Raw genomic sequence first — 24,452 nt, 5'->3', positions numbered from 1 at the left:
CACTGTAATCACGCCCCACTGTTTTCAAGGCACGGGCTGGAAGAGATTTGCGGAGACGAAATCGGCGACGCGGTTGCCGAGGGCGATGCCTTCGGTCTTGTCGAACCGCCAGTGAATGCCCAGGTAGATGCGGCTTTGGCCGTTTTCCTCTTCGGCCTGCGAAAGCGAATTAAACGAGCGCGGCACGAGCGGTCGGACATTTCCCTCGTTGTCGACCGTTTCGCCATTGAATTCATCGGAGACGAAGGTGAAGGCGATGTCGTCCGTGCCGAAGAAATCTCGCAGCGTCTCAAAGAGCGCGCCGCCGAAGCCGGCGTGACCGGACGGGTAGGCCGGGAAGGGCGGGGTAAAGTTCTTTGCGGTGAGATTGCTGGCCGGGGCGCAGAGTGGGACATAGGCGGGATCGCCGAAAGTCTCGGGGTTGTTGTCGCCGAGACCGGTGGGGCCGGAGCCGAGGTCGGCTTCGCGAATGGCCGTGACCGGACGCCAGTAGTTGTAGTAGTACTTGGATTCCCAGACACCGATGCCGGCGTCGGCCATGGCGACGTTGGCGAGCGCCAGGAGGCGGGCCAGGTCGACGACGCCGAGACCGCGCTCGGTAGCGAGCTGGACGGCGATCTGGTTGTAGAGGCGGGGCGGGGCGCAGAGGCTGGGGGTCCCGTCGTAGGCCCAGTAGAGGCCGATCTGCGTTTGCTCGGCGGTCCGGCTGGTGGCGGTCACGATGGCATCGCCGCCGAATTCCTTAGCCTCGTTATAGGCTTCGGCGTATTCGGGGGAGTCGATGGCCGGGGGTGGAGGGCTGCGAAATTGGTCGGCGCGGGTAAGAGCGAAGGGGGCTACCTTGGCCCATTCGTCGCCGAGGGGTTGCTGTGTGGGGTTGATCGGATCGACGCGCCACTTGCCGGGTTGATCACTGAAGACATAGGGGTCGTCGACCTCCGAGCGGTCGCCCGTGCGCATGGCGAGTATGAGGGCGGCGGCTTGCTGACCGACGGCGATGCCGGCTTGTTTGGAGGCATCATCCGGGATCGTGGCAAGGTCTTCGGCGAGGGCGTTGTCGAAGGTCGGATTGTGCGAGGGATAGAGGGCCGTAAGCGTGTCGTGCGCGGCCTGGGCGATGGCGGCCTTCAGCGACGCATCCGGGGCCGGCGTGGCCCCGACATAACTTTGAAAGCCGCCGCGGATGGCGTTAACGGCTTCAAACATGGCGATGTGGACGATGGCCATGGCGCGGCTGGATTTCGTGGGGCCGAGGTGATGGCCGAAGGTGCGGCTTTCACCGGCTGCGACGGGCGTGTGGTCGAGACCGCTGGCGTCGATGGCGAGGCGATTCCAGCGGACGATCCAGCCAGCCTGTTCGGGGTCTTGAAAACCGGGGAGCCAGGAGAAAAAAGGCGCGCAACCGTTGGCGGCGCTAAAGGACAATCCGATCAAGGCGAGCCACGCGGCCGGCCGCGAGCGAACCAAGGACATGAGGCACCCCACATTGCTGGCCGCGTTGGCAAGTGACCGCGGTTCAGGAGCACCCATTGTACGATTCAGGAGGCGGCGGTTAAAGGGAGCAGATAATGTACCCTTACGATTAGAGCCAGCGACTGGCGGCCTTGCGGAGGGCGGAGGCGGCGTTGGTCCGTTCCCAGGTGAAGCCGGCGCCGGAGCGGCCGAAGTGGCCGTGGGCGGCGGTTTCGCGGTAAATGGGCCGCTTCAGCTTGAGATATTGGACGATGCCGCCGGGGGTGAGGTCGAACTGGTCGCGGACGAGCTTTTCGATCTTGCTTTCAGGGATCTTGGCGGTGCCTTCGGTGTCGATGAGGACGCTAAGCGGCTCCGGGACGCCGATGGCGTAGGCGAGCTGGACTTCGCAGATGTCCGCGAGACCGGCCGCGACGACGTTCTTGGCGATGTGGCGGGCCATGTAGGTCGCCGAGCGATCGACCTTGGACGGGTCCTTGCCGGAGAAGGCGCCGCCCCCATGCGCCCCGCGGCCGCCGTAGCTATCGACGATGATCTTGCGGCCGGTCAGACCGGTGTCGCCGTGCGGGCCGCCGATGACGAAGCGACCGGTGGGGTTGATGTGGAACTTGATGCGGTTGGTCCAGAGCCGGGGGCATTCCTTCAGACAAACCGGTTTGATGACTTTTTCGATGATGGTGCGCTTGAACTTTTCGTTGACATTGCCGTGGCGGTCGAGCAGTTCGGGGCGCTCTTCGTGCTGGGTGGAGATGACGATGGTATCGAGCCGGATCGGTTTGCTGCCCTCGTATTCGATGGTGACCTGGCTCTTGCTGTCGGGACGGAGCCAGGGGATGACGCCCTTCCGCCGCACTTCGGCAAGCTTCTCGACGAGCCGGTGCGACAGGTGGATCGGCAGGGGCATAAGGGCCTTGGTCTCGCGGCAGGCGAAGCCGAACATGAGGCCCTGATCGCCGGCCCCCTGCTTTTTCTTTTTGGAAGCAGTGACACCCTGGGAGATGTCGGCGGACTGGCTGTGGATGGTGCGGATGACGGCGCAGCTCTTGTGATCGAACTGGCAGGCGGGATCGGTATAGCCGATGTCGGCGATCGTCTTGCGGACGTCTTCTTCTATGTTGTTGAGGGCGAGCTTGGCGGCTTCGTTATGAACGGTGACTTCGCCGGCGACGACGACGAGACCGGTGGTCACGAGCGTCTCGCAGGCGACGCGGGCGTTGGGGTCCTTGGCAATGAGGGCATCGAGCACGGTGTCCGAGATCTGGTCGGCGACCTTGTCGGGGTGGCCCATGCTGACCGACTCGGAGGTGAAGTAATGATGTCCCTTGCGAACCGCTCCGTTGCTGCCGTTATTGCTCACGACTGATCCTCGCTGAAGGCTCCGCCCCTGTAAATCGCCACTCGCTCCGGCCGAGCCCTGTACTATAAAGGCCCCTCCTTGCGGAGGCAAGCGCTGGTTTGAGGGAGTCTGCTCGCCGTTGAGGATCGGCCCGACGGCAAGCTTGTTCGAAGGGAACTGTCCGGCGCTCGGTATCGACGTTAGCGTTCTGACGATTCATGAAAGCCAGCTTTGTATTACTAACGGCCTGCAATCTTCTCCTGATGAGTCTAACCGCGGTCATGGGCCTGGCGGTGGAGGGGGCGGAGGGGTTTGCGCGACACTTTCTGCTGGGGCTGCTCGCGGCTTTCTTTGGGTGCTTCGTGCAGGTGGTGGTCTTCATGTACTTCGTTGTGCAGGAGAAGGTTGTCCGCCAGTCGGCGCTCGCCGGGGACGTTACGGCGGAGTTTCACGAGCGAATGTTGGCGTACAAGTCCCGCGCTTTGCGGCTGAGCCTGGCGGGCATTGGATCGATACTACTGACGGTCGGACTCGGCGCGGGCATCGGCATCGTCGTCGGTCCGACGGCACATCTGGTGGCGGCGTTCGCGGCGCTGGGGATCAACGGCGCCACGGCGATCCTGCACTACGCCCTGCTCCACGAATACGGTCGGGAGGCGCACGCCGCGTTCGGGGAGTGATCGAGCCGCCCCTGCGGGGATCCTTTGTTTGACCGTCTTTAAGAGGAGGTCGTATACTTGGGTCGTGAGCGCGCCATCTCGTCTGTTGATTCTCCTTGCTCTATTGGGTTCGATCGTCGTATCCGTGGAGGGCGGTCCGACGACGAAACCTGCCGTTACGCTGCGCGCCGCCCGCGAGCGGGCGTTGGCCGGGGACTATGCGGAAGCAGTGCGCATTTACGAAGAGCTGGCCGCCAGACCGGCCCTGGCGCTGTCGGCGGCGATCGCCCGGAGCGACGTGGATTTTCAAGTCGGGGATTACCTGAAAGGGATAGAGAGGCTGCAGAGCGTGCGGGAGAAAGGCGAGGCGTCGGCGGATTGGCACGCGGCGCTGGCGGCACTGTATGCGGCCGTCGGGAAGCGTAACGAGGCAATCTGGCACAATCGGCAATCGCTCATTCAGAATGATCGCCATTTGCGGGCGAGATTTCAGCTCGGCCAGCTGTACGAAACGCACGGCGAGTTTGTGGGAGCGATCTCTACTTATCTGCCATTCGAGAAGATCATGACGGGGCCGGAGTTGCCAACGAGCGCAGAGGAACTGACGTACCTCGGCCAGGGATTTTTGCGCTACTCGACACTGACGAAGCACAAGGACATGGTTCAGCGGACGCAGCACGTTTTGACGGAGGTGTATCAGGAGGCGTTCGAGTTCGTGGATGCGGCGTACTGGCCGGCGCGGCTGGCGGCGGGGGAATTGCTGCTCACGAAGCACAACCTGCGGGAGGCGCGGACGGATTTCGAGGGGGTGCTCGCGCAGAATCCGAAGGCGGCGGAGGCGAGCGTCGGCCTGGGGTGGGTGGCGCTGGAGGATTGGGAATTCGACGCGGCGGAAAAGCATGCGGCGGCGGCGCTGGCGGCAAATCCGGCGAGCGTCTCTGCGCGGCTGCTGCTCGGGGCGACGCGGATGACCGAGCGGCGTTACCAGGAGGCGGCGGCCGTTGCGGAGGAGGCGCTCCAGACGAACCCGAACTCGATCGAGGCGCTCTCGCTCCTGGCGGCGGCGCGGCTTCGCGCCGGGGACAAGACCGGTTCGCGGCAGGCCGTGGAGAGAGTGGAAAAGATCTGCCCGAAATCGGCCATCCTGCACTTCACGCTCGGGACGTGGCTCTCGGCGGGGCGGCAGTTCACCGGGGCGGAGGAACACTTCAAGAAGGCCATTGAGTTCGCGCCGTACTGGGTCGAGCCGCGGACGGCGCTGGGTCAGCTTTACATGGAGACGGGCGAGGAGCACCTGGCCCGGCAGGCGCTGGAGGAATCGTTCGCCCTGGACAGTTTCGACACGCACACGCACAACGTGTTGGGCCTGTTGGACAATCTTGATCATTTCGCGCGGCTGGAGACGAAGAATTTCATCATCAAATATGACGCGGCGCACGATGCCGCGTTTGCACCGTATCTGGCGGAGACGCTGGAGGCATTTCATCCCGAGATCTGCGAAAATTTCGGGATGACGCCGGAGAAGCGGACCATCATCGAAGTCTTTCCCGACCACTTGGGCTTCTCGGTGCGGATTACTGGGCGACCGTTCATTGCGACCGTCGGGGCCTGTTGCGGGCGGGTGATCGCGATGCAGGCGCCGCGCGGGGGGCCGCCGTTCGGGCCGTTCAACTGGGCGACCGTCCTGCGACACGAGTTCACACACACGGTCACGCTCGCGGCGACGGAGAACCGCATCCCGCACTGGATGACGGAGGGTCTGGCGGTCCACGAGGAGCCGCTGGCGCAGTCGTGGCGCGCGAAACAGATGTTGAATGATGCCGTGCAGGAAGACCGGCTGTTTACGCTGGAATCGATCGACTGGGGGTTCATGCGTCCGAAGCGACCGGGCGATCGGAGCCTGGCTTACGCGCAGAGCGAATGGATGATGCAGTTCGCGATCGAGCGGTTCGGGTACGGCGTCGTGCCGAAGCTGCTCACGGCGTTTCGCGAGGGGAAGGATCAGCCGACGGCGTTCAAGGATGTCCTGGGGATCAGCACGGAGCAATTCAACAGCGATTTTCGCAACTGGGCGAAGAAGCAGGCGGCGGAGTGGAAGCTGCACCATACACCGCAGGAGGAAACGAAGGACGTTCAGGCGCTGGTGGACGAGAATCCGGACGATCCGGCGCTGCTCGCGCGTCTGGCGATGGCGCAATTGCGGGAGGGCGAAGGCGAGGCGGCGCGCCAGACGGCGTCGCGGGCGCTGGAGTTGAACAAGGACGAGATGCGGGCGCTGGAGGTGCTTGCGTCCCAGCCGATCCGCCAGCTTCTTGGCGCCAAGGATAAGGATGACCGGCGGGAGTGCGCGCACCGGGCCGAGCCGTACCTTCGGCGGCTGCTCAAGCTGGATCCGAAGCACCCGCCGGCGACGCTGTATATGGGGATCGTGAAACAGGCGCTGGGCGATTACCAAAAGGCCATTGAAGTCTTCACCGATTATCAGCGGCGCTACCCGGACGATCCGGACGGCTATCGCTATCTGGCCGGTCTGTATTTCGTGCAGGAGCGGCGCGGCGACGCGCTGAAGCAACTGGAGCAGCTCGGGCGGCTGTCGGAGGGCGAGGCGCCGGTCTTCCGGCAGATCGCGGCGATTTACGCGGAGGAGGGGCAGTCCGAGGCGGCGGCGCGGTGGTATCGGCGGGCGATTGAGGTGGATCCGTATGACGCGATCGCCCATGCGCGGCTGGGCGAATTGCTGATGGGCCTTAAGGACTACGCCGGGGCGCGGCGGGAGTTCGAGGTGCTGACGGGGCTGAAGCCGGACGAGGTGGAGGGTTTCGAGGGGCTGCGGCGGGCGTTTGAGGGGCTGGGGGACTCCAAGAAGGCCGAGGAGATGGCGGGGAAGATACGGGCGCTGCGCGGGGAAGGGCCGGTCTCCGAGGGGCGGGAGTAGCCCGACTTCGGGGCGTGTAGAGGATCGCGACCGGGGGGGCGGGGGTAACGAGGATCACGCGGTCGTCAGCCCCCAATTGGGGGCAGGGATGTAGCCACGGGTGGAGGTCGTTGCGGACCGCAACCCGTGGAAACGAATGTTATTTTCTATGGACCCGCCCCGAAGGGGCGGAGGGCTCTTCTTGTTACGCAGCTTGCTCAGTCGAGGACGAAACGTTCGTCAAAGTCGACTTCGTGCGCGCGGAGGAGCCGGAAGAGTTCGGATGGATAATCTTCGCGCCGGTGATGCTCTACTTGCCCGGAGATGTACGTCTTGACGGCCTGCTCTTGAGACTTGCTGACCGAGAAGACCGAGTATCCTTCCTGCCAACTGAATCCGGCGAGGCTGGCAAAACTGTCATGCACCCATTTTGATGATCGCGCTTTGAGCGTGCGCATCAAGTCGGATACGCTGCCATCGGGCCGCCAGCGAAAGTAAAGATGAACGTGGTCCTCAATGCCGCCGATTTGATACAACACTCCCTTTTCGGCTCGGATAATGCCGCCCATGTATGCGTAAAGGCGTTCTTGCAAATCAGGCGAGATCCAAGGCTTGCGGTGCTTCGTAGAGACGACCGTGTGTAACAGGATTTGCGAGTAGGTGCCGGGCATGATGCCTCCTTCGACGCTTCGAAAGATTCCTCCGCCCCATTGGGGCGGATTAACTCTAACGGATCCGTTGTCCACGGGTTTCGGTCGCAATGGCGACCTTCACCCGTGGCTACAGTCCGCCGCCCCGCCGGGGCGAAAATCCGCCGATACGACTTACGCGATATGGTGATAACGGCCTCAGATACCGCATTCACCATCTTCGATTTCAAGCACCTCGGCGAGCGCCAGCGCGTTAGATAGGACAAAGCTGCCGTAATACCGAGCAAGAAAAACAACTGCTTCCGAACCGCGTTCGGTCCATTCCGCATCTTTGACGAGTTTTCGCTGCAGCGCGAGCGCGTAACCTCGATCCTTAAGTTCGCCGGCCAGCGTCCGGTATTCATCGATGAGATGATCGAGGTGTTCGGCAGCCGTCAGTGGATACATGGCGACTCCAATTGGTTTTCGTTTCTTTCTTCGTAGTATGAAATACCCGTGATCTGTTAACCTGAAATTCTTTGCGTCAAGGCGGCTGATGACCCGACACTTCAAGCGCCGCGCAACATCGAGGCAACCGCCGTGGCGACGAGCGGCCCAAGCAATGGGCCTAATGAAATAATCTTGTCGGATTTCTCAAGGTTATGCCTGGCACAAAGTAGCTTGACATTTTCCGCGGTGATGCTCGATCCGCCTCTGCTGAAGGGCACGTCGTGGTCAAAATGTAGATGGTCGGTCGCCCCGCACGTCACACATCGGCCCTGGTCTCTCTTCCATACAGCGACCTTAACGTGGGTTGGAATTTGTCGCGAAATCGACAGCTCGCGCTGATCCTCCCGAGTCTTCGCATCGGGGGTCGCCGTCGGCCGAAGGTAGAATCGAAACACCTTTCTCGTTTGCGTTTCTTGGCGTTCAACGGGAATGCTCTTGATTTCGGCGTCGACGAGAAGGTACCGACCACGGTCGCACCAGATTCCCGGGGCGATTTTTTCATAGACCTGCACAATCTCTGGGTTGGCGGCACCGGACTTCGCATCTATCGCTGCTTGAAAAAACCTGCCATTTTCGGTGAGTAGCCCGCTGGGAAGTTTCATGGGCTGATCCACTGACTTTGGATTGACGTTGGAATCGCGAAAGCGGCGCGCATCGTGTCCTTCGTACTCCAGCATCCCTGCATGGGGCCCGCTATCATGCCACTGATCTTGATAGGGCGCTCCTCTGCGAACGCTCATCAATAAAATCGAATACCCTGCTGCACCGCTGCGCACACGAAAGTTCATTCCACGCTGTAGCGAGATTCCTTCTCGCTTGAGCATTTCAGGATACGAGATTATCTCGCGATAGCGCGGCACGCTGCCATTATTGATTCCCGAAATCTTGCCGTCGAGCCCAATCTCGACTGAGACATCTGGGGAGAGCGTAGGATTAGAGGCGGGATAGTCCAAAATCGACTATTTGAGGTTGGGATCGTGGGCCAGCGGGCGATAGGCGCGGCATCTGCCAAACGGCAAGCCGGGGCTGGGCGTTGGCTCGTTTATCACGCTTCCGCTATATTGGTGGCCGCCAAGTGTTTTGTAGATGGGGCAAGCTGGATCGCCACATAGGGCCGCCACCGCATGGACCTCAAAGGGTTACAAGAACTGATCGAGACGATGTACTCCGCCAAGGACCGCAAGCGGGGGTCGGCGGGGACGTTTCTCTGGCTGATGGAGGAGGTCGGGGAGCTGGCGACCGCCATTCGCGAGGGCACGCAGGAGGAAAAAGAGGGCGAGTTCGCCGACGTGGTGGCGTGGCTGGTGACGCTGGCCAACGTCGAGGGGATCGACCTGGCGGCGGCGATGAGGAAATACACGGAGGGGTGTCCGGGCTGCGGGCAGATGGTCTGCCGGTGCGATGAAAAGCCGTAATCCCGGCGGGCCGGGACGACCCGGGCCAGCGATGATCCGTACAATCCTTCGAGGAGCATCAACCGACCCGTGAATCCTCGATGCCATACCTGCGTCCTTTCGGCGCTGATCCTTTGCAGCGGGAGTCCCGCCGCCTTCGGGCAGGTCTCCGCACGGATTGACCGCGCGGGGCTTTTCGCCGGGGCGGACCCGATCGTCCGCAGCGGCAACTGGTCCTTTGTCGAGGTGTCGCTGCGCTTTCGCGGGGCGGCGCCGTTCGACGGTCAGCTTCGACTCAATCAACTTGACCGGGACGGCGACGTGGTGACGTCGGTGCTGCCGGTCGCGCTGGCGCCGAACGAAGAGTGGCGGCCGTATCAGATCTATTTCGTGCCCCACGAGGCCGTCGGGGGAAATCTCCGCGTGAGCCTGCACGATGCGCAGGGCGCCATCGTCGATCTGGTGACCGACGCCGGCGAGACGGTGACGGAACTGACGGCCCCGCCGGTCAGCGAGGCGCGGCAGGACGATCTGCTCATCATCGACCTGACAAATCCGCGGCGGTTGCCGCACGTGGCGGCGCTGGACATGGACGCGGCCGGGGAGCGCGATCGGATCAACGCGCGGCAGGTTCGCGGCCTGTCGCCGCGCGAATTGCCGTCGATGTGGCAGGGACTGGAGCCGGTGGACGCGATCGTCTGGGACGACGCGGACCCGTCGGAGCTTTCGCAGCAGCAGATCGAGGCGCTGGTCGGCTGGGTCAAGGCGGGCGGCCGGCTGCTCATCACGGCGGGAAAGAACTGGCAGGCGCTGGCGCAGTCGCCGCTGGCGGCGGCGCTGCCGGTGACGCTTCGCGGCGTCAGCCAGACAAAGGAGGCGCAGGAGTTTCTGGACCTCGTCGAAAACAACGACTACGAGAGCCGTCTGGCGCTGTGGTACTCCAAGCATCCGATCACGCGCTGCAAGATGAACCCGCTGCCCGACGCGCTGCCGATGCCGGCGGACTGCCCGAACACGCAAATCTGCTATCGGCGGCTGCTGGGGCGCGGCGTGGTGGTGTTCGTCGGGGCGTCGCTGCGGCAGCTTCTCCCGCCGCCGAAGAAGGCCGCCGCGCCGGAGGGACAGGGCGATGCTTCGTCGTCGCCGCGAAAAGAGGATGATCCGTTCGTGGACATCGCCTGCGAAAAGATCGTCGCCCGGCGGCTCCTGGCGCTGCCCGCGGTGCGCGAGGAGGCGATGAACCCGATGCTCCTGGCGGCGCCGGATCTCTTTCAGTATCTGCGGACGTCGATCGCGTTTGAATCGGTGGGGACGCGGTTCTTGATTCTCGCGATCTTGTTCGCGATCGCCTACACGTTCCTGGCGACGACGGGAAGCTACTGGTACTTGAAGCGGCGCTCGTGGGAGCATCATTGCTGGAGCGCGTTTGGGGCGGCCAGCCTCGCGGCAAGCATTGTCGGGACGGGGATGGTCGGTCTTCTGCGCGGCGTGCAAAAAAAGCTCTGGCAGACGACGATCGTCGATGCGCAGGCGGGGGTGGATTACGGTTATGCGTCGTGTCTCTTCGGTATCAAGACGCCCAACCATACACGGCTCGATCTGCGCCTGCCGGTGGGCGATCCGGAGATGGCGGCGGAGCAGGCGGGGCCGCTGCGACCCATGCCCGCGGGGACCGCGTATGACATGACGATGGCGGATTCGAAGTTCACCGCCGCCGCGGCGTATGAGAGCGAACGGGCCGGGGCGGCGCTGCGGCGCGTGCCGGTCCGGGCGACGTTGAAGGAATTGCAGGGCTCGTGGCATGGCCCGCTCGGCGGGGTGCTGGAAGCGAAGCTGGTTTTGAAAAAGACGACGGAGAAAGAGGCTTTTCGCTACGAATTCGGCGACGGGAGCTTTATTCGCAACAACCTCGGCGTCGATTTGCACGATTGTTACCTTCTGGAAACGAGCGAAGAAGTGGCCGGCGAGCGGCCGACGCCGCTGACGCGCTGTTTCAAGCTGGGCGACATCCCCAAGGACGGGCCGGGATCGCAACTGGATGAGCAGGAGCTGCGGCGGCGACTTTACTATGAAACTGACTCGCGGGCCCCGGCCGATGCGCCTTTGGTGCGGATCAAGCAGCTACCGATGCTGGACAGGGAGATTGAGAACTTCGCGCGGGAGTTACGCCCGCTGGCCATGTCCGATTTTCAGACCAGCCAGCTCAAACTGACCGGCGATCAGGAGTATCCGGCGATGTTCCTGCTGTCGTTGTACGATCTGATGCCGAAGGAGGAGAAGAATCGCCCGAGCTTTCGGCGTTCGCACGGTCGCTCGCTGTCGTGTACGCACCGACTGGGCAAGGAAACGGCGATCCTGATCGGCCATGCCAACGAGCCTCCTGCGGCGACGCTGGAAGTCGGCGGGCGGCCGCTCAAGCCGAATAAATCGCATACAATCTATCGATTCGTGATTCCCGTGCGGAGCGAGCAATAGCGTGATCATCCAGACGATCAACCTGACGAAGCGCTACGGCAAGCTGGTGGCCCTCAGCGGACTGCACCTAAACATCGAGGAGGGCGAGTGCTTCGGCTACATCGGCCCGAACGGGGCGGGCAAGACGACGACGATCCGCATTCTGGCGACGCTGCTGCAACCGACGTGGGGCGAGGCGCGGGTCTGCGGGTATACGGTGGGGTATGAGTCGAGAATGATCCGACCGGTGATCGGGTATGTACCGGACTTTTTCGGCGCTTATGAAGACATGGTGGTGCAGGAATACCTCGAGTTCTTCGCGGCGGCGTACAACATCCACGGGGACCATCGAAAGCGGGTGGTGGGGGATGTGCTGGAGTTGACGGATCTGGTCTATAAGCGCGACGCGCTGGTGGATTCGCTGTCGCGCGGCATGAAGCAGCGGCTGTCGGTCGCGCGGGTGCTCTTGCACGATCCGAAGGTGCTGTTCCTCGACGAGCCGGCGAGCGGTCTGGACCCGCGGGCGCGGATCGAAATGCGCGAGTTGCTGAAAGAGCTTCGGCGGATGGGCAAGACGATCATCATCAGCTCGCACATCCTGCACGAACTGGCGGAGTTGTGTACGACGGTGGGGATCATTGAGCGCGGAGAGCTATTGTATCACGGATCGATTGATGAAATCGTGCGGCGGACGCGGACCGGCACGCGCGTGGAAGTGGTGGTCGCAACGCATCAGGACAATGCGGCGGCGCTCTTAGGGAAGCTGCCGCAGGTGGGCGGCGTGGAGAGCGACAACGGTCGGCTATTGGTGTCACTCAAGGCCGAGACGCAGGATTTTTCGTTTCTGGCGCGGGCGCTGCTCGATGCGCAGATTCCGCTGCGGGAGATCAGGGAGGAGCAGGTGAATCTGGAGACGGCGTTCATGCGGTTTACGAAGGGGATCGTGCAATGAGACTTCGCGTTTGTCTGTTTTTGGCGGTTGCGGCATTCGTCGTCGCAATCGATCCAGCCGGGGGCAGGGGGCAGGATTCTGCGCCCGCCGAGTCGAACGACGAGGAGACGAAGGGGACGGAGATCGGGATTCGGTTCACGCCGGAGATCGCGGCCGCCATCGCCACGCGGTCCATTTCGCAAATGAAGCCGCGTTACGACCTTGACGATGGGCAGGCAGAGGAGATGAAGGAAATTATTCAGCGGCGGCTGATGAAGTTCGCGCAGGAAAACGCCGTGCTCAACCGCGACATGATCGAATTGATGATGGCGACGATGATCGAGAACGACGGCCGTTTTCCGAAAGAAGAAGCCAAGAAGTTCGCAGAGCTGGCCCAGCGGTTCACGCCGAAGTTCAAGGAACTGATCACGCACACGTCGGCCGAGATTGGGATGAAGATGAATGTGACTCAGCGGCTCAAATACACGGCCGACGTCGGCATCTTCGCGGCGGGGTTCGTGATCTTCGAGAACCGGATGAAGCGCTGGGAAGAGGGCAAGATCGGCGACTATGCCAATCCATTCTTCGATCCGGCGGACAAGGACCCGTCCAAGGTCGAGTCGGAGCCGCGCGATCCCAACGAGTCTGAGGAGCATCGCAAGGCCCGTAAGGAAGTGGAGGCGTGGCTCGGCGGGCAGATGAACCCGGACGAGCGCTGGCAGGAGTATCTCGACCATACGACGGTCTACTACGGTTTTACTGAAACCCAGAAGACCTCGGCGGCGGCGATCCTCAAGGAGTGCCGCGAGCGAGCGAAGGCGATCAAGACGCCCGAATGGCAGGCCGCCGTCAAGGAGAACCGAATCATTCGCCGGCTGACCATGGGGACAGCGGAGGAAGTATCCGGGGGGCCCTGGATGGTCGCGATTGAAGAGGCCTTTGAGCGATTGATGAAGCCGATGCGAGACCTCAACGACGAATTCCGCCGGCGATTGAACGACCTTCCCGACTCGACGCAGCGGGCCACGGCGCGGGAGGCGGTGCGCAAGACGCTGGCGAAGAAGGGCGTCAAACAACTACCGATCTAATGTCGACGGTTTTCAAGGATCTCGGCCTGTGGTTCTGGCGGCTGGCGCCGGCGAACCCGATCCTCGTGCGCGTGGTTTACGCCGGTGGACGGCGCGTGCGGCACCTCTGGATTCGCATCGGGTATTTGTCCATCCTCGCGGCGGTCGTGGTGATCGGCGTGCTCGTGAAGCAGTCCGGCGTCACTTCGCTGGCCGACCTGGCCAAGAACGCGACGCAGGTGTTTCAGGTCGTCTCCGTGGTGCAACTGGCGATGGTCTGCATCCTCGCCCCCATCTTCACCGCCAGCGCCATTACGCAGGAGAAAGATTCGCAGACCTACAACATTCTGCTGAGCACGCCGCTGACGAACGGGCAGATCGTTCTCGGCTCGCTGCTGTCGCGGCTGTTCTTTGTGTTCATGCTGCTCATCGCGGGCATTCCGCTGTTTTGCATCATGATGGTGTACGGCGGCGTAACGGGCGACGAGATCGCGCTGTCCATCGCCCTGGCGGCGGGGACGGCGGCGATTACGGGTTCACTGGCCATCGCCATCAGTGTGATCAAGATCGGGACGGGCCGGACGATCTTCTATTTCTATCTGGCCATCGCGTTGTACCTCATTGTCGTTTATGCGATGAGCACGCTTTCGGCATTCATTCCGGCGGAATCGCAACCGGCGCCGGGGTCCGACGCGCGCATGAGCTGGCTGGCGGCGTTTCATCCTTTTCTGTCGCTTTCGGTAGTCCTGGGGACGACGCCGGCGCCGCCGATCGGCAACGTGCCCGACCATGGGTTTATCGTGCGCCATCTGCTGGCGTACCCGCAATACAGTTATCTCGTGTTGACTTTTGGCGGCTCGGCCTTGCTCGTCCTGGCGAGCCTGTCGTTCGTGCGACGCGGCGCCCGCGAAGGGGAAGTTACGATTTGGTCGCGAATCGGCGATCGGCTTCACCTGACGCGGAGTGCCGGCGCGGAGGCCCGGGCCCCGCGACACGTCTGGCACAATCCCATTGCCTGGCGCGAGTCGGTCACCAGCGCGTCGGCGGGCGGCGGATTCATCCTTCGCTATTCGGTGCTCGGACTCGGCCTGACGCTCGCGATCATTCTGCTCATCGTTCACGGCAAGGGGATGATGACGATCGCGGACGATCGGTATCTGCTGTTCATGGTCGTGTTCGTGGAACTGGCAATCACGCTCTTTATTTCGACGGCCTCGGCCGCCACCAGCATGACGCGCGAAAAAGAGGCGAACACGATGGAGCTGCTGCTGGCGACGCCGCTGACCAGCGGGCACATCATCAGCGGGAAGATTCGCGGGCTCGTCTCAGCGGCCGGACCGATGCTGCTGGTCCCTTATGCCACGGTGTTTCTTTTCATCTTCTACGATCTGGTCAGCGGGCGGATGGGCGATCCGACGCGGCGGACGGTGAACTGGGAGGCGCTGCTGGGCTTGCCCGTGCTGTTCATCGCGTTTACGGCGTTCGCCTGCATGATCGGCCTGCAATCGTCGATCAAGAGCAAGCGAACGATGGGGGCGGTATTTTCGAGCATGGCCGTCGTCCTGCTGGTGTTCTTCATCACGGGGAGCTGCGCGACGACGATCCACAGCACGGACAATCCGCAGCTCTCGGCGGCGATCATGCCGCTGACTCCGTACACGGCGATGTACGTTGTCGTCGATCCCTTGGGGGCTCTGACGGATCCGGGTTCAACGGTTTCGGCGTCTGATCTCAGGTCCTGCCGGATTGTCGCCATCGTGGCCTGTATCTGCTCGGCGGCGATCTACGGGTTCATTGGGGTGATCCTGCACCGCTCGATGGTGCGGAATTTCGATATGATCATTCGCAAGCAGACGGCGTAGGGAATTCGGAATTCGGAATTCGGAATGAAAAACGCTGAGTCACAAGCGAGCCGGTCAATCGAAGCGTTTCTGAGCGATTTGTCTTCGCGGGCGGCGACGCCGGGCGGGGGGAGCGCGAGCGCGCTGGTGGGGGCGGTGGCGGCGGCGCTGGCCGGAATGGTCGGGCGGCTCAACGACAAGAAGGACGGCGCGCCGGGGCCGTTGCACGATTCAATCGTTCCGGCCGACACGCTGCGAGCGCGGCTGCTAGGGCTGATGGATGAGGACATCGCGGCGTTCAACGAGCTGGCGGCGACGTGGAAACTGCCGGACGATCCGGCGCATCAGGCGCGCAAGGCGGCGGCAGTCATCGCGGCGACGGAAAAGCCGCTGGAGATCATGGAGCGATGCGTCGAGGTCATGCGGCTGGCGGCGGCGGGGTTGGAGAAGTCGAAGAAAAACTGCCTGTCCGACGCGGGCGTGGCGGGACTGTGTGCTCACGCGGCGGTGGAATCGGCGCGGCTGAATGTGATGATCAATTTGCCGGGGATTCGCGAAGGGGCCCGCCACTCGGAACTTCGCCGACGGGCCGATCAGGTTCGATCAAATGCCGCTGAATTGCGGATAGAAATCGAGCGACTTCTGGAGGAGAACTACCGTTAGACCGCAAGAGAGCGGTTCGCAGGATGAGGAATCTATGAAGCAAGGAGTGACTGGATGAAAAGTGGTAGATCGGCGCCGTCAAATACGCCGTTGCCGTTGAAATCCGCTCGGCAGAGTTCGGCGGCGGCCGGAAAGCCGTTCAAGAAAATGTTCACATACGACTGAATATCTCTGCCATCGGTCATTCCATCGAAGGTCAAATCGCCGGTTGGCGCACAACATACGAGTGACAGCTCGGCGTCAGCGCTGATGCTGGTACCGCACGCACTCGTGATCACAACGCTGTAGGGTCCGCTATCCATGAGAGAAATAGGGTAAATAGTGAGTTGCGAGGTGCTTGCGCCCGAGAATTCCCCGCCGTCCATGATCGGCACGCCATCTTTTCGCCATTGATACGTCGACGTTGGGTCGCATCCTCCTTCCACATTGAAAGTTGTGTAGCCGCCCACCGGAGCAGCCCGGCTTATCGGCTGGCGCAGAATGGGAGGCTGCTGATTCGCCTGAAGTTCCCACGTTTGTTCCGTCTCCTCATAAGAATCATTGAGACCACCAAAGAGAACCGTTTGCTCCCGTGAGCGGTCATAGGCCAACGCGTGAAATCGCAGAGGGGGTGGGCCACATGCCGGGCTCAGGGACCATGATTTGCCATTCCACTCCCAAGTCTGGCCATGATAATGCCCATCCCAGAACGAGCCGAAAAGGATGCACTTGTGCGCAGCCGAATCATACGTCATCTGGTAGCCCGTGAATAAAGGGGGCCCGTCGGTCGAACGGAACGCCCAGGTTTGGCCGTTCCACTCCCACGTTTCGGTGTAGTGATTGGAATTAGACTGTCCGCCGTATAAGACGGTGATGGCCCGCGCCTCGTCGTAAGCCATTACGCAGTAACGGCGTGCGGATGGCCCTGACGTCGTCACAAGAGTCCATGCAGCCCCATCCCATTGCCACGTCTGACCAACAGGATCCGAACCCGCTGTCCCATACAGCACGCAGACCTTGCGCGCGGAATCGAATATCATAGCGGATACACCCTCGGGCACGTTTCCCGTCGGTCGTTGCATCCAGGAGATACCATCGTATTCCCAGGTATCTCTGAGCAAGATGCTGTTAGAACCATAGCCGCCAAATAGCACCGTGAAGCCCCGCGCGCTATCGTAAGTCATGACATGCGTGTAACGCAGTGGCGGTCCCGCAATCGAGCGCAGGCTCCAGGCAGCACCATTCCATTCCCACGTTTCGCTGGTCTGCCCACGACTGAGAACTCCGCCGAGCAGGACGCTCAGTTTTCGATCACTGTCGTAGGCCATTGCGTGGCCCCAGCGAGGCGACGGAGAACTACTGGCGAGGAACGTCCAAGTTGCTCCATCCCATTCCCAGGTTTCACCATTGTCATCGCCCCCCGAAAGGACTGTCACAGTACGATTGTTGTCGTATGCCATCGCATGACCCCGGCGCGCGGAGGGTCCGCTGGTCGATGCCAACACCCAAGAAGTCCCGTCCCACTCCCAGGTCTGTCCGTCACTAAAGTTGTTGAGGATTCCGCCGAAGAGAACTGTCACGCCGCGCTTACGATCATACGCCATCGCATGGCTACTTCTTGGTCCAGGGCCCAATGTCGATCGTAGCGACCAAGACATCCCATCCCATTCCCACGTCTCGGCAGCGCCATCGAAAAAGCCGCCGCCGCCATACAGGACCGTCACTTTCCGGCTGGAATCGTAGGCCATCGCTGTATAGATGCGAGGAGAAGGACCGGCCGACGAACGAAGGAACCAATCATATCCGTTCCACTCCCAAGTTTCGCCGTGCCACACACCACCTTCGGAGTAGGTGATTCCTCCGAAGAGAACCGCAACGCCACGGGTCTCGTCGTATGCCATACTCGCGCCGCTCAATCCGGGTGGTCCAGAACTGCACCGTAGCTCCCAGGCATTTCCATCCCATTCCCAGGTCAGTCCGAGCGATGGATCGCCACCGTCGCTCTGCAGAAGGACCGCCACTCCGCGAGCGCTATCAAATACCATCGGGTTGTACGCCTGCGGACTCGGTCCGTGACTTGAGACGACGGCCCACTCGACTCCATCCCATTCGAGCGTGGTTAATGGAAATCGGGTAGCGGTAGCATATCCCCCAAACATCAGCGTTTTTCCGCGGATGCTGTCATAGGCCATCGCCGGACTCAGGCGACCGCCCGGAGGAGGGGTGTGATCAACCCAATTCGCACAGGATTGGGCGAAGGTCGGCGTTGCCAAACTAAGAATTGCCGAGAGGCTACACCAGCAGATGCCGTGTGCAGAGTTGCCTGAACCGGCGGGCTTCTGATAGGGCTCGTTGGGTATTGTCGTCATAAGACTCCAACGGATCGCCGACATTCTACCCGAACGACTTCTTAGGGTACACCTCGCGTTTTCAGATTGTTATCTGCTCGTGGGTTTGAATTGCGCGCATTCGGAACGCCAGACACAAGCGGCTATGGTACTATCGCCACTGCTGACAAGGGTAATGCCGCTCCCCTCGTCCGGTACGCCGGCGGATTGAAGTCCATTACGTTAGAGCAGCTGGCACGAAGGTTCGATTGCGAGAATCATCCTGCCGGGAGCAGGACCATCACGCTGAAGGCGTTGTCCGCACCGGTCTGCCCCGCAGCGATAATCACGTCAACTCTCAGGGTCGTTCCCGCCAGGCTGATCGGTATGTAGAGGGGCGAAAAGTCGCTTAGATCCGTCCCTTCCTTCAATGTCAGAAAGACCTCAAAATCGTCTTCCGTCGTCCCCGCGGGCAGGGTGTCGCCCGTCAGATCGATGGTGAGTTGGTAATTACCCGCCGCCGTGCGAACGGCCGTAATGTCATCCGAGTTTTCCAGTGTCCCGTCGGCATTGACCACAGCCCGGGCGATAATGATGGCCGGGCCCGGCGCGCCGGGGGCACCCGCGGGCCCCGCGGGACCGGCCGGGCCGGGTCCACCGGGGAGCGTAATGGGAACGATGACCGGGGTACCCGGGAGGGCCGACAACAGGTCTCGTTGCCAGTCCGTTGTCCCGCAACCGGTCATCGCCGCAAGGGCGAGTGTCGATGTCAGAATTCCAAGCCGATCTCGCATATTGCAATACCCATATGTTGGCATGTCACGTTCTCCAGCACGAAAGCGGGTTCTTTTCCGCTGCATTGAGTCCATCAACCCGCCGGGAGGATGACCGTCACGCTGAACGCGCTGTCCTGAAACCCATCGCCGAAGGAGATACGCACGTCGACCCGCAAAGTCGTTCCCACCAAGCTGATGGGAGAATAGAAGGGGGTGAGATCGGTTTGATCGGTACCTTCCTTCAGGGTGAGGAAAATCTCAAAATCATCTTCCGTCGTTCCGCCCGGCAGCGTATCGCCCGTGGTGTCGATGGTGAGTTCATACACGCCCGGCGCGGTGCGGACGGCGGTGATATCTTCTGAATCCTGCAGCGTCCCGTCGCCGTTAATCACGGCGCGGGCGATGATGATGTTCGGACCGTCGACGCCCGGTGCGCCCGGAGCGCCAGGGGGACCGGCCGGGCCGGCGCCGCCGGGAAGCGGAAGGGGAAGGATGAGGGGCAGGCCCGGCAAAAGATCGCGCTGCCAGTCCTGCAGACCGAGTGCGGCGTCGCATCCGGAAGCGACCATCGCCATGAGGCCGAGCGAACAAGCGAAGATGGCGTATCGACTAGACCCGTACTTTCGCATAATGCGTGCTCCTGTATTGCAAGCGGATTACTGATCGTTCGAGGGGGGCAGAATCCGCGCCAAAACCGCAAGGATCATGCCCACCCCTTAATATCGTGTCAACGAGCAAACTGGCGTTACTCGCAATCGACCAAGCCGCCAAAATAGGCATTTTTTCGCCGCCGGGCGGGGGGTAGAGGCGTGTTTAGGAGGCCGTTTTGGCGGTGAGGTCGTCTCGATTCGCGATCCGCCAGTTCCCTCCCTCCGACTTGTGAACGCAGGCGGCGATGGCGATGTCGCCGGTGACGTTGACGACGGTCCGAGACATGTCGAGCAGCCGGTCGATGCCGAGGATGATGCCGATGCCTTCGCCGGGGACGCCGACGGATTGCAGGACGAGGACGATGAGTGGGAGTGAGCCGCCGGGGATGCCTGCCGTACCGATACCCGCAAGGACGGACATGAGGACGACTGTGACCTGCTGTTGGAGCGTCAGATCGACGCCGAATACCTGGGCGAGGAAGAGGACGGTGATGCCCTCGTAAAGGGCGGTGCCGTTCTGGTTGGCGGTCGAGCCGACGGTGAGGACGAAGCGGGTAATATCCGGTCGGACGCCGAGTTGCTGCTCGGTGACGCGCAGGGCGGTCGGCAGCGTCGCGTTGGACGAACTCGTGGCAAAGGCGGTCATCATGGCCTCGCTGATCCGTGCAAAAAACCGCCACGGGCGCATGCCGGCCAAGAGGAAAACCACGAGCGAATAAACGACGACCATGTGGAAGGTCAGGCCGCCCATGACGGCGACGACGTACCAGCCGAGGGTCTTGAGGATGTCAAAGCCCAGGAGGGCGGTGAGGGAAAAGACGAGACCGGCGACGCCGATGGGGGCGAGGCGCATGGCCATGCCGATGACGGCCATGACGACGTCAAAGACGCTTTCCAGGAGCGCGACGAGGGGCGCGGCCTTTTCGCCGACGAGGGTGATGGCGATGCCGACGATCAGAGAGAAGAACATGACGGCGAGCATGCCGCCGCCGGGGGAGCTGCCGTCGAGGGCGCCGACCATTTCCTGAAGCGGATTGCGCGGGATGATGTCGAGGATGGTGTCACGGACGCTCTTGGCGGCTTTGGCGTTGGCGAGGGTTTTTTCGGTTTGGCTGGAATAGCGGGCCAGGAGCGTCGACCGTTTTTCATCGTCCAGGCCCATGCCGGGGCGAATGGTTTTGGCGAGCGTTACGCCGAGGACGACGGAGATCGACGAGAGCAGCACGGTGAAGGCGAGCGTGCGGAGTCCGATGCGTCCGAGCTTGCGGACGTCCCCCATCGCGGCGACGCCGAGGGCCAACGCCGCGAAAACAAGCGGCAGGGCGATCATGAAGATGAGGCGGAGAAAAATCTGGCCGGCCGGCTCGGCGATGGCGTACACGAACCAGGCCAGCTTCGCATTGGGCGACCCGTCCGGCTGGGGGGTGCAGAATTCGTTGGCGATGAGGCCGGCGAGCGCGGCGAGGACCATCGATAGGAGGATCCAGTGGTGGAGCTTGAGCCGCATGGGCGGGGATTGTACGGATGGCGGTCGTAAATGTGTACGAAAATGATTCTAAGTTATCAGGCCCGTGCCGCAGCAGAATGCCTAGCGGCGCACAAGATGATGGGCCTCGTAGCGGGCGATTTCTTCTTTAAGTTGGTTGATCAGGCGTTTCAAGGAAGTCATCGTGACTTCTCGCAAGTACTCATCCTCCGTTTCATCGCGGCGTACTCGCTCGTAGTCCTCCTCTAACATGCAGAGCTTTTTACGAGTGTTTACTAGTTCTCGCTCACTCTTGAGTTCCATAGATCACCTCGACCATCCCCTTCGTAGCGCCGAATCGATCCGTGGCAAAGTAAATATCGACGAATCTGTTGAATTCCCTTGGCCGCGCCATAAGAACTTCAAGGAACGGAAGTCCTCGCTTGCGAAGCTCTCGGTCGGCCGCTCGATCCTTTGGTCGGCCCTTTGCCGCCAACAGAACACAGTCGACGTCGTTCGGTTCCATTATATCCGTGACAAAGCTGCCATTCAACACGATACGTTGGACGCCGGCGCGAATTGCCAAGTCCACCATCCACCGCACTGATTCCATTTGCACACGGCGAATCTCGGACCCGCGGCCGAAGCGCTCCTCGATCTCGTCCAGCGTGGCGGGATGAATGCCCGGCGGGAGAAAACCTGATTCGTTGAATTGAGGGATCATCGGTGATTACACCGGCTGATAGCCGGTGCCACATAGCAACGATTAACCGCGTTTATCGATGGGGACGACCTTGCGGAGCGCCGGGCCGAGATATTCGGAGAGCGGGCGGATGATGCGGTTGTTCTGGTGCTGCTCCATGATGTGGGCGCACCAGCCGGTGATGCGGGCGCAGACGAAGATCGGGGTGAAGAGGTCGATCGGGATACCCATCTGGTAATAGGCGTGGGCGGCGGGGTAGTCGGTGTTGGGGTGGATGTTCTTTTCCTTGAGCATCAGCTCCTGGAGCTTGTCGGCCATGGCGATCCAGTGGCCCTGACCGGTCTCCTTGGAGAGCTGGAGCGACCATTCGCGGAGGATGCCGGCGCGGTGGTCGCCGTGTTTATAGACGCGATGGCCGAAGCCCATGATGAGCTTTTTCTTGTCGGGATGGGCCTTGTTGTGAACATCGATATCGCGGAACCACTTCTCCACGTTCTCGGGTTTGCCAATCTCAAGAAACTGCCGCATCGCCGCCTCGTTGGCGCCGCCGTGCAGCGGGCCCTTTAGCGCGCCGATCGCGCCGGTCACGGCGGAGTGCATGTCGGCGAGCGTGGAGGCGATGGTCCGGGCTGTGAAGGTCGAGGCGTTGAACTCGTGCTCGGCGTAAAGGATGAGTGTGCCATCCATGACGCGGCCGGCCAGTTCGCTGCCGTGGTTGCCGGTCATCATTGCGAGGAGATTGGCGCCGTGTGACCGATCGGCATCAGGGGCAACGGCGGCGACGCCGGAGACGTGCTGGCACCAGATTCCGAGCGCGGCAGCGAGCTGGCCGAGGAGCCGTTCGCTCTTGCGAAGATTGGCGGCAGGCGAATTGTCCTGCGCCTCAGGGTCGATATGCCCCAGAAGCGACACGGCCGAGCGAAGGGCATCCATCGGCGGCGTGGACTTGGGCAGCTTGAGCAAAACGGATGCGACGCTATCCGGGAGCCTCATCGCGGCCTGGACGCGCTTACGAAACTCGGCAAGCTGCGCCTTCGTCGGCAGGTCACCGTGCAGCAGGGCGTGGGCCACTTCCTCGAAGCACGTGTTTTGCGCCAGATCGGCGATGTCGTACCCGCGATAGCGCAGACCCGTCTGCGTGACCTCGGCGACGGTGGTCTGACCGGCATAGATGCCTTCGAGGCCGGGTTTGAATTTCTCTTCGGGCATGCTGCGTCTCTCTTTACGGGCGGCCCTCACTCGATTTTAGGCGACCAGTCGGCAACCGCAAGCAGGTGCCCGTTGTTCATCTTGTGCTTAAGTTACCGAGTTATTTTGACGCCATGCTCAACATTTCAGCTTGAACCCTTCGTTGCCGCGCGGTCGATCGCTTGCAATCCATCGTAATCCAGCAGGTCGTAGAGTTCCTGGCGGGTTTGCATTTTGGGCAGCCACGCCGTCTGGTCGCCGGTGCGCTTGAGGTCGGCGAGCATGTCGGTAATCGATTTGAAGGCGACGCGCAGCGCCGTCTGCGGGTAGATCACCATGCGGTAGCCCAGCCGCGAAAGCTCCGCGAGCGGAAGCAGCGGCGTCTTGCCGAACTCCGTCATGTTCGCCATGAGAGGAGCCTTCACGCGCTCGGCGAACTTGGCCAGCTCCTCCGCGCTTTGCATCGCCTCGGGGAAGATCGCGTCGGCGCCGGCGTCCAAGTAGCGCTTCGCGCGGTCGACCGCATCGTCGAAGCTCGTCACGCCGCGGGCATCGGTGCGGGCGATGATCATGAAGTCCTTGTCGCGCCGCGCCGCGCAGGCCGCGCGGATTTTTTCGGTCATCGCCTCGGGGCTGACGAGTTCCTTGCCATCGAGGTGGCCGCACTTCTTGGGCAGTACCTGATCTTCCAAATGGATCGCCGAGACGCCGGCGGCTTCCATCTGCTCGACCGTCCGGGCGGCGTTAATCGTGTCGCCGAAGCCGGTGTCGGCATCGGCGACGACAGGGATCGTCACGGCGGCGACGATCCGGCGGGCGTGTTCGGCGGCTTCGGTTAGGGTCGTCAGGCCGACGTCGGGCAGACCGAAGACGGCGTTGGCCAGACCGGCCCCGGAAAGGTAGACGGCCTCAAAACCGGCCTGCTCAACGGCCCGGGCGGCGAGGGCGTTGAAGGCCCCGGGGATTTGGACGGTGCTATTGGCGACGAGGGCTCGAAAACGCTGATTCCGTTGGGTAGGGGGCATGGCGGGGTATTATCCGTCCGCCGTTTGGGGGAAGCAAACAAAGCTCGTCGCCCGCTGGATGGAGATGAGCAGCGATACGGGAAATTCCCGAAAAGCGGGTCGGACGGGTTTTCCTCTTGCCACGTCGCCTTGTCGATGCCGATAGCAGTACTAAGAAGTGGTCTGGCCCTGTGGGAGGCCGCGTTTTGGCAGGTCATGCCCCTGAATTTCTGACGCCGTCCGAGCGGCTGGCCCGCTGGATGGGAACTGTGTCGGACCTTCGCATCTCGCTTTGCATGCTGGCGGTCGCGCTGGCCGTCGCGGCGATTCTGTATCTCGTCAATCAACGGCTCTTCGCGTAAGAATCTCTTTTACTATCCATGTGAAGAAGATCGCCCTATCAAATATTACCCTGCGCGAAAATCAGAAACGCCACGCTCGCTATCGGATCGGAGGCGTTGCGGGCACACGCGAAGGAAAAGAATCGTG

Annotated in this window: 22 protein-coding genes; 9 read left to right on the top strand and 13 right to left on the bottom strand. The window is 61.9% G+C overall.

The window, feature by feature from the left end:
• Positions 1–24: 24 nt before the first annotated feature.
• On the bottom strand, positions 25–1,473 hold the full coding sequence (locus VJZ71_01595; GenBank protein ID HKQ46744.1) for a phosphatase PAP2 family protein: 1,449 nt from the start codon (positions 1,471–1,473) through the stop codon (positions 25–27).
• 109 nt (positions 1,474–1,582) lie between these two features.
• On the bottom strand, positions 1,583–2,830 hold the full coding sequence (gene metK / locus VJZ71_01590; GenBank protein ID HKQ46743.1) for a methionine adenosyltransferase: 1,248 nt from the start codon (positions 2,828–2,830) through the stop codon (positions 1,583–1,585).
• A 197-nt stretch (positions 2,831–3,027) separates the two neighbouring features.
• Between metK and VJZ71_01585 the strand changes: the two genes are divergently transcribed.
• Together VJZ71_01585 and VJZ71_01580 are read left to right on the top strand one after the other, a co-directional pair.
• Positions 3,028–3,489, top strand: coding sequence for a hypothetical protein (locus VJZ71_01585; protein HKQ46742.1), 462 nt, complete (start codon positions 3,028–3,030; stop codon positions 3,487–3,489).
• 64 nt (positions 3,490–3,553) lie between these two features.
• The gene (locus tag VJZ71_01580) at positions 3,554–6,403 is read left to right on the top strand and encodes a tetratricopeptide repeat protein (GenBank protein ID HKQ46741.1); all 2,850 of its coding nucleotides are present in this window, start codon (positions 3,554–3,556) and stop codon (positions 6,401–6,403) included.
• 197 nt (positions 6,404–6,600) lie between these two features.
• On the opposite strand, the gene tnpA is transcribed toward VJZ71_01580, so the two are convergent.
• From tnpA to VJZ71_01565, 3 genes are all read right to left on the bottom strand, one after another.
• Positions 6,601–7,053 (bottom strand): IS200/IS605 family transposase, encoded by a 453-nt coding sequence (tnpA, locus tag VJZ71_01575; GenBank protein ID HKQ46740.1) that lies wholly within the window; start codon positions 7,051–7,053, stop codon positions 6,601–6,603.
• A 177-nt stretch (positions 7,054–7,230) separates the two neighbouring features.
• Positions 7,231–7,479 carry a hypothetical protein gene (locus VJZ71_01570; GenBank protein HKQ46739.1) on the bottom strand — a complete coding sequence of 83 codons (249 nt, stop codon included), beginning with the start codon at positions 7,477–7,479 and terminating at the stop codon, positions 7,231–7,233.
• A 101-nt stretch (positions 7,480–7,580) separates the two neighbouring features.
• On the bottom strand, positions 7,581–8,474 hold the full coding sequence (locus VJZ71_01565; protein ID HKQ46738.1) for an HNH endonuclease: 894 nt from the start codon (positions 8,472–8,474) through the stop codon (positions 7,581–7,583).
• A 171-nt stretch (positions 8,475–8,645) separates the two neighbouring features.
• On the opposite strand from VJZ71_01565, the gene VJZ71_01560 reads away from it, so the two are divergent.
• From VJZ71_01560 to VJZ71_01535, 6 genes are all read left to right on the top strand, one after another.
• Positions 8,646–8,936 carry a MazG nucleotide pyrophosphohydrolase domain-containing protein gene (locus tag VJZ71_01560; GenBank protein ID HKQ46737.1) on the top strand — a complete coding sequence of 97 codons (291 nt, stop codon included), beginning with the start codon at positions 8,646–8,648 and terminating at the stop codon, positions 8,934–8,936.
• Between the two features lie 69 nt (positions 8,937–9,005).
• Entirely contained in the window at positions 9,006–11,390 is a 2,385-nt protein-coding gene (locus VJZ71_01555; protein HKQ46736.1) for a hypothetical protein, read from the top strand.
• A 1-nt stretch (position 11,391) separates the two neighbouring features.
• Complete coding sequence (locus tag VJZ71_01550; protein ID HKQ46735.1) at positions 11,392–12,321, top strand: ABC transporter ATP-binding protein; 930 nt, start codon at positions 11,392–11,394, stop codon at positions 12,319–12,321.
• Entirely contained in the window at positions 12,318–13,388 is a 1,071-nt protein-coding gene (locus VJZ71_01545; GenBank protein HKQ46734.1) for a hypothetical protein, read from the top strand. Before VJZ71_01550 ends, VJZ71_01545 begins: the two co-directional genes overlap by 4 nt.
• Complete coding sequence (locus VJZ71_01540; GenBank protein HKQ46733.1) at positions 13,388–15,229, top strand: ABC transporter permease subunit; 1,842 nt, start codon at positions 13,388–13,390, stop codon at positions 15,227–15,229. Before VJZ71_01545 ends, VJZ71_01540 begins: the two co-directional genes overlap by 1 nt.
• A gap of 24 nt (positions 15,230–15,253) precedes the next feature.
• The gene (locus VJZ71_01535) at positions 15,254–15,871 is read left to right on the top strand and encodes a cyclodeaminase/cyclohydrolase family protein (protein HKQ46732.1); all 618 of its coding nucleotides are present in this window, start codon (positions 15,254–15,256) and stop codon (positions 15,869–15,871) included.
• 32 nt (positions 15,872–15,903) lie between these two features.
• Here VJZ71_01535 and VJZ71_01530 read toward each other — a convergent pair whose 3' ends face one another.
• The 8 genes from VJZ71_01530 to prpB form a co-directional block, all read right to left on the bottom strand.
• On the bottom strand, positions 15,904–18,219 hold the full coding sequence (locus VJZ71_01530; GenBank protein ID HKQ46731.1) for a hypothetical protein: 2,316 nt from the start codon (positions 18,217–18,219) through the stop codon (positions 15,904–15,906).
• A 236-nt stretch (positions 18,220–18,455) separates the two neighbouring features.
• A complete protein-coding gene (locus VJZ71_01525) occupies positions 18,456–18,971 on the bottom strand; it encodes a hypothetical protein (protein ID HKQ46730.1) in 516 nt (171 codons plus the stop codon).
• 74 nt (positions 18,972–19,045) lie between these two features.
• Entirely contained in the window at positions 19,046–19,582 is a 537-nt protein-coding gene (locus tag VJZ71_01520; protein HKQ46729.1) for a hypothetical protein, read from the bottom strand.
• Positions 19,583–19,766: 184 nt separating this feature from the next.
• Entirely contained in the window at positions 19,767–21,110 is a 1,344-nt protein-coding gene (locus VJZ71_01515) for a dicarboxylate/amino acid:cation symporter (GenBank protein ID HKQ46728.1), read from the bottom strand.
• An 81-nt stretch (positions 21,111–21,191) separates the two neighbouring features.
• On the bottom strand, positions 21,192–21,392 hold the full coding sequence (locus VJZ71_01510; protein ID HKQ46727.1) for a hypothetical protein: 201 nt from the start codon (positions 21,390–21,392) through the stop codon (positions 21,192–21,194).
• Entirely contained in the window at positions 21,376–21,792 is a 417-nt protein-coding gene (locus VJZ71_01505; GenBank protein HKQ46726.1) for a hypothetical protein, read from the bottom strand. Before VJZ71_01505 ends, VJZ71_01510 begins: the two co-directional genes overlap by 17 nt.
• Before the next feature lie 42 nt (positions 21,793–21,834).
• Entirely contained in the window at positions 21,835–22,980 is a 1,146-nt protein-coding gene (locus VJZ71_01500) for a citrate/2-methylcitrate synthase (GenBank protein ID HKQ46725.1), read from the bottom strand.
• Positions 22,981–23,105: 125 nt separating this feature from the next.
• Positions 23,106–23,984, bottom strand: coding sequence for a methylisocitrate lyase (gene prpB, locus VJZ71_01495; GenBank protein ID HKQ46724.1), 879 nt, complete (start codon positions 23,982–23,984; stop codon positions 23,106–23,108).
• Between the two features lie 185 nt (positions 23,985–24,169).
• On the opposite strand from prpB, the gene VJZ71_01490 reads away from it, so the two are divergent.
• Positions 24,170–24,325: a hypothetical protein gene (locus VJZ71_01490; protein ID HKQ46723.1), complete on the top strand. Its 156-nt coding sequence runs from the start codon at positions 24,170–24,172 to the stop codon at positions 24,323–24,325.
• The last annotated feature ends 127 nt before the right edge of the window (positions 24,326–24,452 follow it).

The sequence above is a fragment of the Phycisphaerae bacterium genome, from assembly GCA_035275405.1.
Taxonomy (GTDB): domain Bacteria; phylum Planctomycetota; class Phycisphaerae; order UBA1845; family UTPLA1; genus DATEMU01.
The sequence above is the reverse complement of the archived record's forward strand: the minus strand, read 5'-3'. Positions and strand labels throughout refer to the sequence as shown.

Coding starts and splice junctions, on each gene's coding strand:
- VJZ71_01595 (HKQ46744.1), bottom strand. CDS start 1,473: ATGTCCTTGGTTCGCTCGCGGCCGGCCGCGTGGCTCGCCTTGATCGGA.
- VJZ71_01585 (HKQ46742.1), top strand. CDS start 3,028: ATGAAAGCCAGCTTTGTATTACTAACGGCCTGCAATCTTCTCCTGATG.
- tnpA (HKQ46740.1), bottom strand. CDS start 7,053: ATGCCCGGCACCTACTCGCAAATCCTGTTACACACGGTCGTCTCTACG.
- VJZ71_01570 (HKQ46739.1), bottom strand. CDS start 7,479: ATGTATCCACTGACGGCTGCCGAACACCTCGATCATCTCATCGATGAA.
- VJZ71_01560 (HKQ46737.1), top strand. CDS start 8,646: ATGGACCTCAAAGGGTTACAAGAACTGATCGAGACGATGTACTCCGCC.
- VJZ71_01545 (HKQ46734.1), top strand. CDS start 12,318: ATGAGACTTCGCGTTTGTCTGTTTTTGGCGGTTGCGGCATTCGTCGTC.
- VJZ71_01540 (HKQ46733.1), top strand. CDS start 13,388: ATGTCGACGGTTTTCAAGGATCTCGGCCTGTGGTTCTGGCGGCTGGCG.
- VJZ71_01535 (HKQ46732.1), top strand. CDS start 15,254: ATGAAAAACGCTGAGTCACAAGCGAGCCGGTCAATCGAAGCGTTTCTG.
- VJZ71_01530 (HKQ46731.1), bottom strand. CDS start 18,219: ATGACGACAATACCCAACGAGCCCTATCAGAAGCCCGCCGGTTCAGGC.
- VJZ71_01525 (HKQ46730.1), bottom strand. CDS start 18,971: ATGCGAGATCGGCTTGGAATTCTGACATCGACACTCGCCCTTGCGGCG.
- VJZ71_01520 (HKQ46729.1), bottom strand. CDS start 19,582: ATGCGAAAGTACGGGTCTAGTCGATACGCCATCTTCGCTTGTTCGCTC.
- VJZ71_01515 (HKQ46728.1), bottom strand. CDS start 21,110: ATGCGGCTCAAGCTCCACCACTGGATCCTCCTATCGATGGTCCTCGCC.
- VJZ71_01510 (HKQ46727.1), bottom strand. CDS start 21,392: ATGGAACTCAAGAGTGAGCGAGAACTAGTAAACACTCGTAAAAAGCTC.
- VJZ71_01505 (HKQ46726.1), bottom strand. CDS start 21,792: ATGATCCCTCAATTCAACGAATCAGGTTTTCTCCCGCCGGGCATTCAT.
- VJZ71_01500 (HKQ46725.1), bottom strand. CDS start 22,980: ATGCCCGAAGAGAAATTCAAACCCGGCCTCGAAGGCATCTATGCCGGT.
- prpB (HKQ46724.1), bottom strand. CDS start 23,984: ATGCCCCCTACCCAACGGAATCAGCGTTTTCGAGCCCTCGTCGCCAAT.